Genomic DNA, 13,686 nt, shown 5'->3' with positions numbered 1-13,686 from the left:
GCGGCGCGCCGCGGCTTGTCGGTCGTGATCGCAGTTCTGGTGGCCCGAGCGATGACCGTCGACGATTTCGGGCGCTTCGGCCTCGCGCTGGCGCTGTCGGGCATTTTCGAAGTGGTGGGTAATTTCGGCCTGACTTCCCTGCTGACGCGCCAGGTGGCCACCGATCCGGCCCAGGGCGGCGACAGCTTCGGCTTGGTGCTGGGCGTCAAGCTCTGGCTGGGGCTGGCGGCGTCGGCGGCGATGATCGGCTTCGGCGCGCTGATGGGCTATCACGACGCCACCTGGTGGGCCGTGGTGCTGGCGGCGGGCATCGTCTGGGGCAACACGCTGGACGCGACGGGGATCGCGCTGTTCGACGGCTACCAGCGGATGGATTTCGCGGCGATCTCGACCCTGGCGCGGTCGGCGGTGCTGCTGTTGTCGGTGCTGCTGGTCGTCTGGCGGCATTGGGGCTTGCCGGGCATCATTGGCGCCTACCTGTTCAACGCCTGGTTCGCGGCGGCTTTCACCCTGTGGCTGGCGCGTGCCCGTCTGCCCGGACTACGCCTGCGCCCGCGGTGGGCGGGGTCGCTTCGCCTGCTGCGGCAGGCGGTGCCGTTTCTGGCGATCGGCTTCGTCTGGGTCGTCACTTTTCGCGTCGACATGGTGATGCTCGAAAGCATGACCGACGAGGTTTCCGTCGGGCTTTACCGCAGCGGATATGCGTTTTTCGAACTGTTGCTCGCCTTGCCCATTTTAACGACGCGGGCCTTGTACCCGGCGTTGTCGGCGGGGCTGGCCGACTCCCCTGAGCGCTGGCGCGAACTATTGACGGCGGCGTTGCGGATTTTCTGGATGATCGCGCTGCCGATCTCGGTGGGCAGCCTGCTGGTCGGCGCGCGCATCGTGCCGTTGTTCTACGGCGAGAAATACGCGGCGGGCGGCACGGTGCTGGCGCTGCTGGGCTCGTTTTTGTGGCTGTGGTTCGGCACGATGACTTTCGGCTGGGCGCTGACGGCGGCCGACCGCCTGGGGGTGGTGCTGGCCGGCAACGTCACTTCGATGACCGTGAACATTCTAGCCAACCTGGCGCTGATTCCCCGGCTGGGTTTTTACGGTTCCGCCCTGGCCACGGTTCTTTCCGAAGTGACGCTGCTCGCCATTTTCGCGGTGGCGATTCAACGATCGCTCGGCGGTTTCAGCCGGCATTTCTTTCCGTGGCGCGCCTTGCCGGCCGTGGGCGCGCTGGCGCTCTCGACCTGGTTGCTGCGCTCGGCGAACCTGGCGTTGGTCATCGGCGTCGGAGCGGCGGTTTACGTCGCGGCGATCGTTCTTGGTCGGGCATTGAACGAGCGTGAACGCGATATCCTGTGGCGGCTGGCGCGGCGGGAGGGATGAGCATGCTGCTCAAAATGCCCCAAAAGTGGCGGCAACTGCTGGGAACGAAAGCGCCTTGGCTTTTCGCCCTGGGCGCCTGCCTGTTGCTCGGCCTGGCGCTGCTGCTGGTCGATCCGCTGTTCGTGATCGTCGGCCTCGCGGGGCTGCTGGTGACGGCGGCCATTCTCTCGCAGCCTTACTACGGCGTGCTGCTCTACCTGTTCCTGCTCTACGCCCGGCCCGGCGACATGTACCCGCAACTGGCGCCGTTGCGGTTGACACTGCTGGGCGTGGCGCTGCTGACGGCCGCTTACGGCCTGCAAGTGCTGGTCTTCCGCCGCGTCAAGCCGATCGCCAGCACACCGATGATCTTCATGGGGCTATTTCTGCTGGCGATGATCCTGTCGGTTCCCGGCAGTTTTTACCGGACGATCTCGGTGGACCGCGTCACCGAGGTGCTGCGCATCGTCTACATGACCTACTTGATCGTCCACCTGATCGATACCTTCCCGCGGCTGCAAGGGTTCATGGTGACGCTGTGCCTGATCATGGCCTACCTGTCGACCTCGATCGTGCTGCGGTTCTTTTTGATGCCGGACACGCGCATCGAGGGGAAGGGCGGCAGCGGCGGCATCGCCGGCGGGTTCCTCGGCGACGGCAACGACTACGCGCTGGCTCAGAACGTGGTGCTGCCCTGGTCGATGGCGCTGCTGGGCATCGTGCGCCAGAAATACCTGCGCCTGTTGCTCTTTTACACGATCGTCATCGGCGTTCTCGCCGTTTCGGTGACCTACTCGCGCGGCGGCTTTCTGGGCTTGGCGACCGTCCTGCTGAGCTTTTATTGGATCTGGATGGTGCGCAGCCGCCGTTACGTCGAGGGCGTGGTCACGGGCATCATCGTCGTCGCTCTGGCGGTGGTCTGCTTTTTCGCCTTCGCGCCGCGCGATTTCGTCGACCGCATGACCTCGATCGGCGAATACGAGCAGGACGAAAGCGCGCTGGGCCGGCTCGACGCCTGGGGCGCGGGCGGGCGGATGTTCGTCGATCATCCGTTCATCGGCGTCGGCTCCGGCGCTTTTTCCATCGCCTACGGCATGCAATACAAGCCGGCCAACGCGGTCGCCGCCAACTGGCGCGAGGCGCACAACGTCTTCATCCAGGTGCTGGGCGAGATGGGGGCCATCGGCATTCTGACGTTTTACGGATTGTTTTTCAGCATCTGGTTTCTGACCTTCAAATTGCGGCACGTCCGCTTGCCCGATTGGCGGGAAAACCGCTTTTTCCATCGGGTGCGCAGCGCCGTTTACGTCAGCCTGGCCGGTTGGTTCGTTTCGAGCATGTTTTTGTCGGTGGCGTATTATCCGCATTTGTTCGTGCTGGTCATGGTGGTCACTTCGTTGCAATATCTGGCCAAAATCCGGTCGAAGGCCGGAACCGAAGTGGTGATCATCGAAGAGGTGGAAGAGGAATGACGCGGGTTCGCGAGTGGGTCGAGGCGGATCGCCCGGCGTGGGAAACCTGGGTGCGCGGCCATGCGGCCGCCACCTTGTTTCATCGGCCGGCCTGGCGCGAGGTGATCGCCGCGACGTTCGGCCACCGGCCTGTCTACCTGCTGGCCGAGGACGAATCCGGCATCCGCGGCGTCCTGCCGTTGTTCGTCCTGCGCACCGGCCTGTTCGGGACGATGGCCGTGAGCCTGCCGTTTCTCAATTACGGCGGCGTGGCGGCCGACGATCCGGAGGCGGCGCGGCTGCTGGTGGACGAAGCGGCGCGCCGGGGCCGCGAAAACGGCTGCGCCTACGTTGAATTTCGCCATCGGTACCTGGCGCCCGGCGAGCCCGACCTGCCGACCAATACCTTCAAGGTGACCAGCGTGCTCGATCTGACCGGCGGCGCCGAGGACGTCTGGAAGACCAAGCTGCACCAGAACGTGCGGAACAAAATCCGCAAGGGCCAGAAAAGCGACCTGGACATCCGGCGCGGGCCGGCGGAGTTGGGGGCGTTTTACCACGTTTTTTCCGTCAATCAGCGCGATCATGGCACGCCCGTGCTGCCGAAAAAATTCTTCGTCCAGTTGCTGGCGCGGTTCGGCGACACCGCCACGGTGCTGGTCGCCTATCGTCAGGGCCGGCCGGTCGGCGCCAAGCTCTTCATGGATTTCGGCGCGACGCGCTACTTCATCTGGTCGGCCAGCGTGCCCGAGGGCAACCAGGCGGCGGTGGTGCCGCTGATGAACTGGCTGGCGATCGAGGACGCCGTCCAGGCGGGCCTCCAGGCGGTGGACATGGGGCGCTCAACCGTCGGTTCGTCGAGCCAGTCGTTCAAGAAATATTGGGGCGTGTCGATCGAACCGTTGTACTGGCAGTATCATTTGCTCGCCCGCGACGAGATGCCCGGCCTGAACACCAGCAACCCGAAATTCGAATTCGCGATCCGCGTCTGGCGCCGGTTGCCGTTGTTCGCCACCCACTGGTTCGGCCCGCTGCTCGCGAAGCGGTTGCCGTGAGGAATTGATGCGGAAGCTGCCGCCGGTCGGAACCCGCCTGCAATGGCACGAATTGGCCGCCGCCCTGCGCGACGCCGAGCAGGGAGAAGCGCGCCTGGAAGCCGCGCTCGCGGCGCGGATCCCGTGCGCCCGCGTGTTTCTTTTCGGCAGCGGCCGGGCGGCGCTGGCGGCCCTGCTGACGGCGCTGAAAAAGTTGCGCGCCGGCGACCGCGTCATCGTTCCGGCCTATACCTGCTGGTCGGTGCCGGCGGCGGTGGTGCGGGCGGGCCTGCGGGTGCTGCCCGTCGACGTGCTGCCGACGACGATCGATTACGACTACGACCAGTTATCGCGGCTGGATTGGCGAGGCGTGCTGGCGATCGTTTCGCCGAACTTGTTCGGCCTGCCCGGCGAACTCAATCACCTGGCGGAACTGGCGGAGGATCACGACGCGGTGTTGATCGACGACGCGGCGCAATGCCTCGGCGGCCAGGCCGACGGCCGTCCCGTCGGTTCCCACGGCGTGGCGGGAATCGTCAGTTTCGGGCGGGGAAAAAACGTCACGGCGCTCGGCGGCGGCGCGGCGCTCGTGCACGACGAGGATCTGGCCGCGGCCATGGCCGCGCAGGGCGACGTTTTGCGCGACGGACCGCCGCCGACCGGTTTGGATGTCGCGCTGAAGGGCGGGGCGATGCGCTTCGCCCTGGAACCTTCCCTTTACGGGTTCGCCGAAATGGCGCCGGGCGTCACCGTGGGCCGGACGGTCTACGAGCCGAACTTTCCGGCGACGGCCATGGGCGGGGCGCGGGCCGCGGTGGCCGTCGCGGTGCTGCGGCGGCTCGACGAGATCAATCACCAGCGCGCCAATCTGGCGGCCTGGATCGATCAGTTTCTGAAGCCGCTACGCGGCCTGGTGCTGGTCAAACCCGGGGTCGGCAACGTGCCGGCGTGGCTCCGGCGGCCGCTGCTGACGCAGGAGGTCGGCAAGCGCGACGCCCTGCTGGCAGGCTTGCAGAGCGTGGGCATCGGTGCCTCGGCGATGTATCCGGCGCCGGTTCACGCCATCGAAGAGTTGGCGCCGGACCTGGATTTGCGCGCGGCGCCGTTCGCGGGCGCGCAACGCCTCGCCGATAGTCTGATCGTGCTGCCGCTGGTGGAGGGGATTTTGCAGCAAGACCTGGAAAAACTCGGCGTCGTGGTGACCGAAGTGATGGGTCGGAGGTTGGGCGAGCGATGGGTCTGAAACGAATCGCGCGTCGGCTGGCCGGCGGCTTCGTCGGCGGTTTGCAATTGGCCGGGCCGATCGCCCGCGTACTCGGCGGGCGCGCGGCGATTCTGGCTTATCACCGCGTGCTGGATCCGGCCGTTCACGACCCCGAGACCGTGGAACCGGGCATGTTCGTGCGCCGGGACGCGTTCGCCGCGCACCTGCAGTTGCTGCAGCGCGATTTTCACGTCGTGCCGCTGGCCGAACTGGCGCGCCGCCTGCTGACCGGTGAAAAAATCCGACCACGCACGGTGGTCATCACCTTCGACGACGGCTGGCTGGATACCTACGAAACGGCCTATCCGCTGCTGCGCGCGGCCGGGCTGCCGGCGACCGTTTTCGTGCCGACCGCTCTGGTGGGCTCGCCGGCGCCGTTCTGGTTTTCGCGGGCCGCGGCATTGGCGCGGCGGTTCTGGGAGCGGCGGGAGGAACTGGCCGCCTCGTTCCCCGACGAGGGGATGCCGCCGGCCGCCGACTTTTTGATGCAACTGCTGGTGGACGATCCGCCGCGCGCCGGCTACTTCGGCCGCGTGCTGAGCGCCGGCAAGGCGCTGGCGGAACCCGAACGCGAGGCGATGCTCGGCTTTCTGGAACGGATCACCGGCGAGCCGCTGAAGTGCGGCGGCGACCTGGTCAGTTGGGAGCAGTTGCGTCGGATGAGCGCCGACGTGTTCGAGATCGGCAGCCACACGGTCAATCACGTCATCCTGACCCAGGCCGACGACGAAACGATCAAGCGCGAATTGGCGTTGAGCCGGCAGACGATCGCCGAGAAAATCGGCGTCGCGCCCGCCAGTTTCTGCTATCCGAACGGCGATTACGACAAATCGATCGCCTTGCTGGTCGCGCGGGCCGGCTATGCCTGCGCGCTGACCACGCGGGCCGGCTTCGCCAACCGCCGCCCCGACCTGTACGCGCTGCCCCGCCTCGGGGTGCATGAGGGCGTCGCCGCCACGGCGAACGGCCTCGCGCTGCTGCTCTCCGGAATCGGCTGATTCGGTTATTGCGCCAGCTTGTGCAGATAAAGCAGGCTGGTCTTGATGCCCCGCTGGAAGTTTTCCAGGTCGAAATGCTCGTTCGGCGCGTGCGCCTGTTCGGAGTTCAGTCCGAAACCCATCAGCACGACCGGCTTTTCCAGCACCGCCGCCATGTCGGCCACGATGGGGATCGAACCGCCCTCGCGCGTGAAGAGGCACTGCTTGCCGTACACTTCCTCCAGCGACGCCGCGCCTTTGCGCAGGGCCGGCTCGGTGAGCGGACACATGAACCAGCGGCCGCCGTGCATTTCGGTGATCTTCAGCCGGGCCGCCTTGGGGGTGTGCTTCTCCACGTAATCCTTGAAGAGCGCCGCGATTTTTTTCGGATCCTGGTTCGGCACCAGGCGCATGCTGACCTTCAGGCCGGCCCGCGCGGGCAGCACCGTTTTCGCGCCTTCGCCCGAAAAACCGCCCCAGATGCCGTTGGCGTCGAGGGTCGGCCGGGCGCTGATCCGTTGCGCGGTGGTGAAACCGGCTTCGCCGTAGGCCATTTCCGCGCCGCTCGAAGCGAGCAATTCCGCCGTGCCTTCGGGTAGGAGCGCGTAGTTGGCTTGTTCCTCGGCGGTGATTTCCAGCACGTCGTCGTAGAAGCCGGGAATCGTCACCCGGTTGTTTTCATCCTTCATCGAGGCGAGCAGTTCCGCCAGCACGTTGATCGGGTTGGCGACGCCGCCGCCGAACGATCCCGAGTGCAGGTCGCCGGTCGCGGTTTCCAGATCGACCTGGAAATAGATCAGGCCGCGCAGGCCGTAATTGATCGACGGCTGGCCCTTGGCGATCATGCTCGAATCGGAAACCAGTACGATATCGCACGCCAGCAGTTCTTTATTGCCCGGCAACCAGGCGGTCAGCGCTTCGCTGCCGACTTCCTCCTCGCCCTCGAAGAGGAATTTGACCGAAACCGGCAGCTTGCCCTCGAGTTTGAGCATCGTTTCCACGGCCTTGAGGTGGATCAGCAACTGACCCTTATCGTCGGTCGTGCCGCGCCCGAAGATTTTACCGTCGCGAATCGTCGGCTCGAAGGGCGGCGTCGTCCACAGCTCGAGCGGATCGACCGGCTGCACGTCGTAATGGCCGTAGATCAGCACGGTCGGCGCGCCGGCCGGGCCGGGGTGAAAACCGTAGACCAGCGGATGGCCCGCGGTCGGGATGACCCGCGATTCCCGGACGCCGATCGCCTTGAGGTGATCGGCCAGCCACTGGGCGGTTGTGGCGCAAGCCGTTTTTTTCGCCGGATCGGCGCTGATGCTTTCCAGGCGCAAGAGGGTTTTGAGTTCGTCGAGAAAGCGATCGATCTGTTGATCCACGAAGCCGAACAGCTTTTCCATGATTTTGCCTCCTGTCGCTTCAGCTCAGGTTTAATTGCCAGCGCCGGATCAGCGGCGTGTAAAGTTTTTTCGCGGCCAGGAAAACGAGATACGCCGTGCCCGCCCCGATGAAGCCGCCGATGATCAGGCTCACGCCCAGGGTGGAAAACAGCGAATTGGGGATCGTTGTCGAATTGAAATAGGCGATGAAGCCGAACGAGAAGCCGGCGCACGCCGCGAAGTACGAATCGACCCGCAGCGGTTTGATCAGCAGATCGACCAGGCCGAACCAGAAGACGACCACCAGGCCGATGACGGCCAGGGTCCAGGGATATTGGCGGTCGCGGTAGATCGCGTATTCGAGCTTTTGTTCGAGGTTTTCGCCCAGGGAAACTACCTGCAGGGTGTAGGTGCCGGGGTGTTTGACGTCCAGATCGTTGAGGGTCATGGTGCGCATGACTTCCAGGTAGCCGCGGCCGCGCTTGCTCAACCGGCGCATCGAACGTTCCTGTTCGAACTTGCCGTTGTAGTTGTCGATGATCGATTGGCCGTCGGCCGAGCGCAACTGGAGGGCGTACGCGCCCGACAGCTTGTAGCTGCCGAGCATTTTATCCGCGCCTTTTTTCCCCTTGTTGGCCGCTTCCTCCATTTCCTTCTGCTTCTTGTCGATTTCCGGGAAATGGCCGCGCAGGAACAGCCGGTAATGGGTGCCCGGCAATTGAATCTCGACTTTCTTGCTGTCCGTCGCGCCGGCCGCGATGATGCCCGAGCCGATCGGCTCGCCGAAATTCGCCGCGAAATAAACACTCGCGGCGCAGATCAGAATCGTCAGCGCACCGCCGCCCAGGATGATGCCCTTGGCGACGGGCCGGGTGAGCTGGCGGTAATTGCGGTAGATCGGGCCGCCGACGAACAGCAACAACGTCGCCAGGCCGACGACGATTTCCAGCGACGAGTCGAGCTCGACCTTGAACAGGTAATGGTCGTAACTGGCCAGCAGGTACCCCAACAACAGCAGCACAAGCCAGACGGTTCCGGGTACGACCAGGCTCGGCAATTCGGTCGTCGCGGCGATGCCGCGTTTGGGTTTCTTGGTGGCGGCTTCCTTTTCGCCCGGTTTCCGGGCGGCCTTGCCGTTTTTCCCTTGTTTCTCGGGAGCGGTTTCCGGAATCCCTTCCGCTTTTTTGGGCGGATTCTCGGCGCCCTTGTTCGATCCCTTTCGTGCCATTGCTTTCCTCGATCCCAGGGGGATGAAGTTCTGTCGTTTTTATTTGTCGCGAACACGGCATCTTAACGAGGTACGCGGAGAAAATCCAGGGAGCCGGACGCCGTCCGCCGGGGTGAAATTTAGTTGCCGAAATAGCCGGCGGCGCTAGTTCGTGGGGATCGGCAGCTTGCTGAAGAGGGCGGAGATGTCCTCGTCGGTGAAGGAGATGCCGCCACCGAAAAACCACCGCGGGTCGGCGTAACCGTCGAGCACCGATTGGTGGACGATGTCGTCCAGGCCGCCGGTCACGAAGAAGTGGTCGAGAAACAGGAAGTCCATGCTGGCCTTGAGCCGTGGGTTGTCCTCGTTGGCGAAATCGGAGCACTCGAGCGAGATCATCAGGTGGTCGTCGAAAAATTTCAGGTCGGTGCCGACGCCGGCGTGCGACTCGATCAAGCCGCCGCGCGCCACGAAGAAGTACCAGCGCTTGGCCATCTGGGCGCTGAATTTGAAGGTGTCGGTGGTGACGGTTTTTTCCTCGATTTTCTTTTCGTGGCGTTCCAGCGAGCTGTCGGCGTCGTAGGTGGTTTTGGTCACGGTCCGGGAGGAAACCGAGCGACCGAAGGGATCGTCGACCAGGGCGATCTCGTACCACTTGTCGAGGCGCGGCTGCAGGCGCAACGAGATGAACGACTTCACGTTGCCGTCGCTCGGGTAATACTCGCCGCGGTAGCCGACCTGCGTCTGGATGCGCCGGATGCGGCCGACGAACTCGTTGACCGATTCCAGGGTGTCGGACAGTTCGTCGATGGTCTCGGTGTCGTTGACCAGTTGGCCGATCGTGCCCTGGCCCTCGTCGATCTTGCCGGTGATGGAGGCGATGTGCGTCAACGCCTCGTTGAGCTTTTCGGAGGAGGAGGCCAGTTCCTTGACCGCCTTGTTGAGTTCCTCGTTATTGTCGTTGGTGACGGCGGCGATGTTCTGGCTGATGACGCGCAGGTTGTTGGCGATGGCGGGCATGACGCTCAACGCGTCGCGGACGGCCTGCCGGTTCTCGGCGCTCATCGCCGCGATATTGCCGGTGACTTTTTCGATGTTCGCGGCGATCTGATTCATCCGCGCCTGGTTGTCCTCGAGGGTTCCGGAAAGCCGCGTGGTGATGTCCTGCAGATTGAGAAAGATGTCGCGGATGCCTTCCTCGCCTTCCTCGCCGCCGAGCACGCGGCGCAGGTTCGCGGTGATCGCCTTCAGGTCGTCGGCGATGTCGCCGGCTTTCGACGAGAGCGCGGAAAGTTCGCCGGCCATGGTGGAATTGACCAGTTCTTCCTGATCTTTCAGCGAGGTTTCGCTTTTTCCGGGGGTGATTTCCAGGTAGCGGGCGCCGAGAAACCCCCGCGATTGCACCATGATCTGGCTGTCGGACGGGATTTTCGCATCCGGTTTGACCTTGAAATAAACTCGCGCCCGGCCTTTCTCGAGCTTCATGTCCGTCACCGAGCCGATGCGTAAACCCGCCAGAAGCACAGGGGTTTCATCGTTGATGCCGGCGGCGGTGTCGAAAACGGCGCTGAGGGTGTAGCCGGTTTCCTCGCCGATCTGATAATTGCCCAGCTTCAAGCTGATGACGGCAATGAGCACAAAGCAGACGACGAAAAAGATGCCCACTTTGGTCTCAAGATTCAGACGCTTCACGGACGTAGGGCTCCCCTCGAACGAGAATCAAGGTCAAGTTGAACGTTTTTACCGCGAGGTGTCCTGCTTTGCAAGCGAAACGGAATTTAAGAAAATGCAACAGGCGTTTGCTTTTATCTTGACATCTCCAAATTTGGGTAAGTAAACTTCAACCAACTTATATGAAAGCCAAGTTACTGATTCGAGTATAAAGGGTTTTTCGGTTTGCGGTATTATCGGCTCCAGCAAGGGAAAAGGAGAGAACCATGAAAGATCCCCGGTTTTATTTGGGGTTGGCGGTTGTTTTAGGCGCGATCTGCGGCCTTGGTTGGATCGTTTCCTGCGCCGGAGACGATGATGACGACAACGACGACGAGACCAGCTACGGCGGCGATGTCGCCGGTCTGTACCAGGTGATCGTGAAGACGACCTACGACGACTGCCCGGAAAGCGATTTGAGCGAGGACAGTTGGTTTTTGCAGATCGAACAGTCCGAAGACCTGTCGACCGCCAGCGTCTATTGGCAGGAAGAGGGCGTCGGTTCGGAAAAGAACCTGCTCTTCAAGGGCGAGGTTTACGGCACCGCCATCGTGAATTTCAGCATCGAGAAAACGAAGATCGGCGACGCCAGTTGCCTGATGGTGCAGACGATCGACTACCATCTGAACGTCGATCCGGACAACGCCGCGGTCAGCGGTCACCTCTACAATCAGATTTTCTACCTGGGCGAGAGCTGCTCGCCCTCCACGGTCGATTGCCGCACCGAGCGGGAGGTTCAACCGGCAAACGGCACGGCGGACGACGATACGGCCGATGACGACGCCGCGGACGATGACGCGACCGACGACGACATCGCGGCGTAAAAGCGACCGGTAGGGACGGCCCGGCTGGCGGGCCCAACAAGCGGCGGGCGGCCGCGGGGAACGGCGCGGACATCATGGGATTGGCCGGCGATTTTCAAGGCATTCTGGTGGATATGGACGGTGTGCTGCTCGACACCATGAGCGCGCACGTCGACGCGTGGGTCCGGGCCGGCGCCGCGCTGGGGCTGGAAATCGACGAGCGCGAGATCTATCGGCGCGAGGGCGAAAAAGGCGAGATTTCCGCGCGCGATTTCATCAAGGCCGCCGGGATGATGCTCACCAAGGCCCGCGTCCAGACCCTGCTGGATACCAAACAGCGTTACCTCGCGCAACTATCCCGCGGGATGAAAGCGTTTCCGCACGCCGCGGATCTGCTGCGCGCCTGCCAGGATCGCCAACTGAAGATCGCCCTGGTCACCGGCACGAGCCGCGCCGAATGGGAGCGGATTTTTCCGGCCGAGCTGCGGCCTTATCTGGCGGCCACGATTTGCGGCGACGACGTGCTGCACGGCAAGCCCAATCCCGAACCGTACATGACCGCCGCCCGCCTGCTCGGCCTGCAGGGCTGGCAATGCCTCGCCGTGGAAAACGCTCCCTATGGCATTGAAAGCGCGAAAACGGCCGGTTGCTACGTGGTGGGAGTGCGCAGCTATTTGTCCGATGAAGACCTCGGCCAGGCCGACCGGTTGGTGGACGACCTGGCCGAGTTGATCCGCTTGCTTTGACCCGCGGTCAGTCGACCTCGGGAATTCCCGTCATCCGCGCGTACATCAATTGACCGTTCATGATGTCGGGCTGGTAGTAATAAACCACGCCGGGCAAGCCATCCGCGTCCAGGTTGAACGACGGCTTCTTGCCGTATTGGCTGGCCGTGTTGTCCAGCACGTCGATGAACGACCAGGTGTCGCCCACGAGGTGTCCCAAGCGGGGCGTCAACGGGTAATCCGAACCGTAGGAAATCCAGAGGTTGCCGTCCGGATCGCGCCGCGCTTCCACCGGGCCGGTGAGCTGCGAGCTGTCGTCGGGCACCTTCGATTTCTGCCAGGTGCTGTCCACGTAAGTGGCCATGCTGATCTGCATCGGCAGACCCAGCGCGTAAAAAGCGTGGGGCGTGTCGGCGCCGTCGAAGGCGAACGAATGATAAGGGGTGCCGGAAGGATCGGGTCCCGAGTAAATCGTCGAGACCTGGCCGCCCTCGGTTTCCAGGTTCCAATAGCCGAAGTAGAACGCCCGGGTCGCGTAGTCATCTTCTTCATTCTGCCAGACGAGCCCTGGGTGGTCCTGGCTGTCGAGGTCGAAGACCGGGCCGTAACCGTAGGCCGATTGCTGGAAGGGCCGTTTCTTTTCCCAGCCGCCGGCTGCCGTTTCCTGCCAGTAATCGACTTCGCCGGTCAGGAACTTGTAGCCGGCCACCTGCGCCATGTCGTTGCTGTTGAAGCGCAGGTACGGCTTGCCGCCGATGTCCATGAAGCCGCCGACGGAGCCCAGCGAGGAAATCTTCCAGTTGCCGCCCGGGCTTTTCATCGCGACGCGGATTTCGGTGGTGTCGTTGGTGTAATAAGCCACGCCGATCCGGCCGGTGGAATCGACGTCGATCGACGGATCGCGGCCGACCTCGCCGTCGGAATCGACGGTTTCCAGGAACCATTCGCCCTTGGCCGACCGGATGCCGACCTGCAGGTCGAAGTTGGTTTCGTCATAGACCGCGACCACCGGGTCGCCGTCGGGCGTGAAGGCGATCGAGTAGCATTTGATCCAGGCGTTGGCGCTGTCGGTGCAGGTGAACCCCGGATCGGTGACGGCTTCGACTTCCCAGCTCAGGCAGCCGTCGTCGGCGACGTCGTCGCAATCCTGGTCGATGCTGTCGCCGCAGACATCCTCGGCGCCGGGATAAATCGTGTCGTCGGCGTCGTTGCAATCCTCGCCGCCGCAGGTCGCGTCGGTGAAGCCGTCGCCGTCGGCGTCGGGACATTCGGCGCTGTCGTCGTCGGCGGCATCGTCGTCGGCGGCATCATCGTCGGCTTGATCGTTGTCGTTATCGTTGTCGTTGTCGTCGTTGTCATCGTCATCGCCGTTGCCGCAGCCCATGACGAAGAGTCCTACCAAAGCCAATAAAATCGCCACCAACCGCCAAGTGATCCGGTTCATTCTCTCCTCCCGCGTTATTGCTCATTAAGACTTTTAAACCGGTGGTACACCCAACTCGCGTATCTTCGATAATGAATATGAAACAAATCATACCATAAAAATCGGCAACAGGTAAGGCAATGTTTTCCCCGGCCGCCGTTATTTGAAAAGGCCGCGGGATTTCACCCGCGGCCCGGCGCTGCCTGGAGTCGTGACGGATCAGTGGATCATGGTGACGTTGTCGAACATCCCATCGCCCCCGTAACCGTCGTCGCTGAAGCCGATCAGCCGGTAAGCGGCCAATTCGGAGTCGGTCCAGATAAAGTCGATCGAGGCGCAGTCGGTCACCGTGCCGTCGACGGATAG

12 protein-coding genes are annotated in these 13,686 nt (G+C 63.2%); 7 read left to right on the top strand and 5 right to left on the bottom strand.

Going from position 1 to position 13,686, the window contains the following annotated elements; all coding sequences use genetic code 11:
- The 5 genes from GX444_20845 to GX444_20825 form a co-directional block, all read left to right on the top strand.
- On the top strand, window positions 1-1,377 hold a 1,377-nt coding region (locus GX444_20845; GenBank protein NLH51032.1), incomplete at its 5' end, for a flippase.
- A 2-nt stretch (window positions 1,378-1,379) separates the two neighbouring features.
- Window positions 1,380-2,828, top strand: coding sequence for a hypothetical protein (locus GX444_20840; GenBank protein ID NLH51031.1), 1,449 nt, complete (start codon window positions 1,380-1,382; stop codon window positions 2,826-2,828).
- On the top strand, window positions 2,825-3,862 hold the full coding sequence (locus tag GX444_20835; GenBank protein ID NLH51030.1) for a FemAB family PEP-CTERM system-associated protein: 1,038 nt from the start codon (window positions 2,825-2,827) through the stop codon (window positions 3,860-3,862). The genes GX444_20840 and GX444_20835 overlap by 4 nt, the downstream gene beginning before the upstream one ends.
- 7 nt (window positions 3,863-3,869) lie before the next feature.
- A complete protein-coding gene (locus tag GX444_20830) occupies window positions 3,870-5,084 on the top strand; it encodes a DegT/DnrJ/EryC1/StrS aminotransferase family protein (GenBank protein ID NLH51029.1) in 1,215 nt (404 codons plus the stop codon).
- Window positions 5,075-6,103, top strand: coding sequence for a polysaccharide deacetylase family protein (locus tag GX444_20825; protein ID NLH51028.1), 1,029 nt, complete (start codon window positions 5,075-5,077; stop codon window positions 6,101-6,103). Before GX444_20830 ends, GX444_20825 begins: the two co-directional genes overlap by 10 nt.
- A gap of 5 nt (window positions 6,104-6,108) precedes the next feature.
- Here GX444_20825 and GX444_20820 read toward each other — a convergent pair whose 3' ends face one another.
- From GX444_20820 to GX444_20810, 3 genes are all read right to left on the bottom strand, one after another.
- Window positions 6,109-7,473: a dipeptidase gene (locus tag GX444_20820; GenBank protein NLH51027.1), complete on the bottom strand. Its 1,365-nt coding sequence runs from the start codon at window positions 7,471-7,473 to the stop codon at window positions 6,109-6,111.
- A gap of 19 nt (window positions 7,474-7,492) precedes the next feature.
- Entirely contained in the window at window positions 7,493-8,680 is a 1,188-nt protein-coding gene (locus GX444_20815) for a hypothetical protein (GenBank protein ID NLH51026.1), read from the bottom strand.
- Window positions 8,681-8,824: 144 nt separating this feature from the next.
- Window positions 8,825-10,351, bottom strand: a complete 1,527-nt coding sequence (locus tag GX444_20810; protein ID NLH51025.1) for an MCE family protein — start codon at window positions 10,349-10,351, stop codon at window positions 8,825-8,827.
- Between the two features lie 245 nt (window positions 10,352-10,596).
- Between GX444_20810 and GX444_20805 the strand changes: the two genes are divergently transcribed.
- Complete coding sequence (locus tag GX444_20805; protein NLH51024.1) at window positions 10,597-11,193, top strand: hypothetical protein; 597 nt, start codon at window positions 10,597-10,599, stop codon at window positions 11,191-11,193.
- Window positions 11,194-11,267: 74 nt separating this feature from the next.
- Window positions 11,268-11,918, top strand: coding sequence for an HAD family phosphatase (locus tag GX444_20800; protein NLH51023.1), 651 nt, complete (start codon window positions 11,268-11,270; stop codon window positions 11,916-11,918).
- Window positions 11,919-11,925: 7 nt separating this feature from the next.
- Here the strand turns inward: GX444_20800 and GX444_20795 are convergent, their stop codons facing one another.
- Window positions 11,926-13,341, bottom strand: coding sequence for a hypothetical protein (locus GX444_20795; protein ID NLH51022.1), 1,416 nt, complete (start codon window positions 13,339-13,341; stop codon window positions 11,926-11,928).
- Window positions 13,342-13,539: 198 nt separating this feature from the next.
- On the bottom strand, window positions 13,540-13,686 hold a 147-nt coding region (locus tag GX444_20790; protein ID NLH51021.1), incomplete at its 5' end, for a hypothetical protein.

It is taken from the genome of Myxococcales bacterium, from assembly GCA_012517325.1.
GTDB lineage: Bacteria > Lernaellota > Lernaellaia > Lernaellales > Lernaellaceae > JAAYVF01.
The sequence above is the reverse complement of the archived record's forward strand: the minus strand, read 5'-3'. Positions and strand labels throughout refer to the sequence as shown.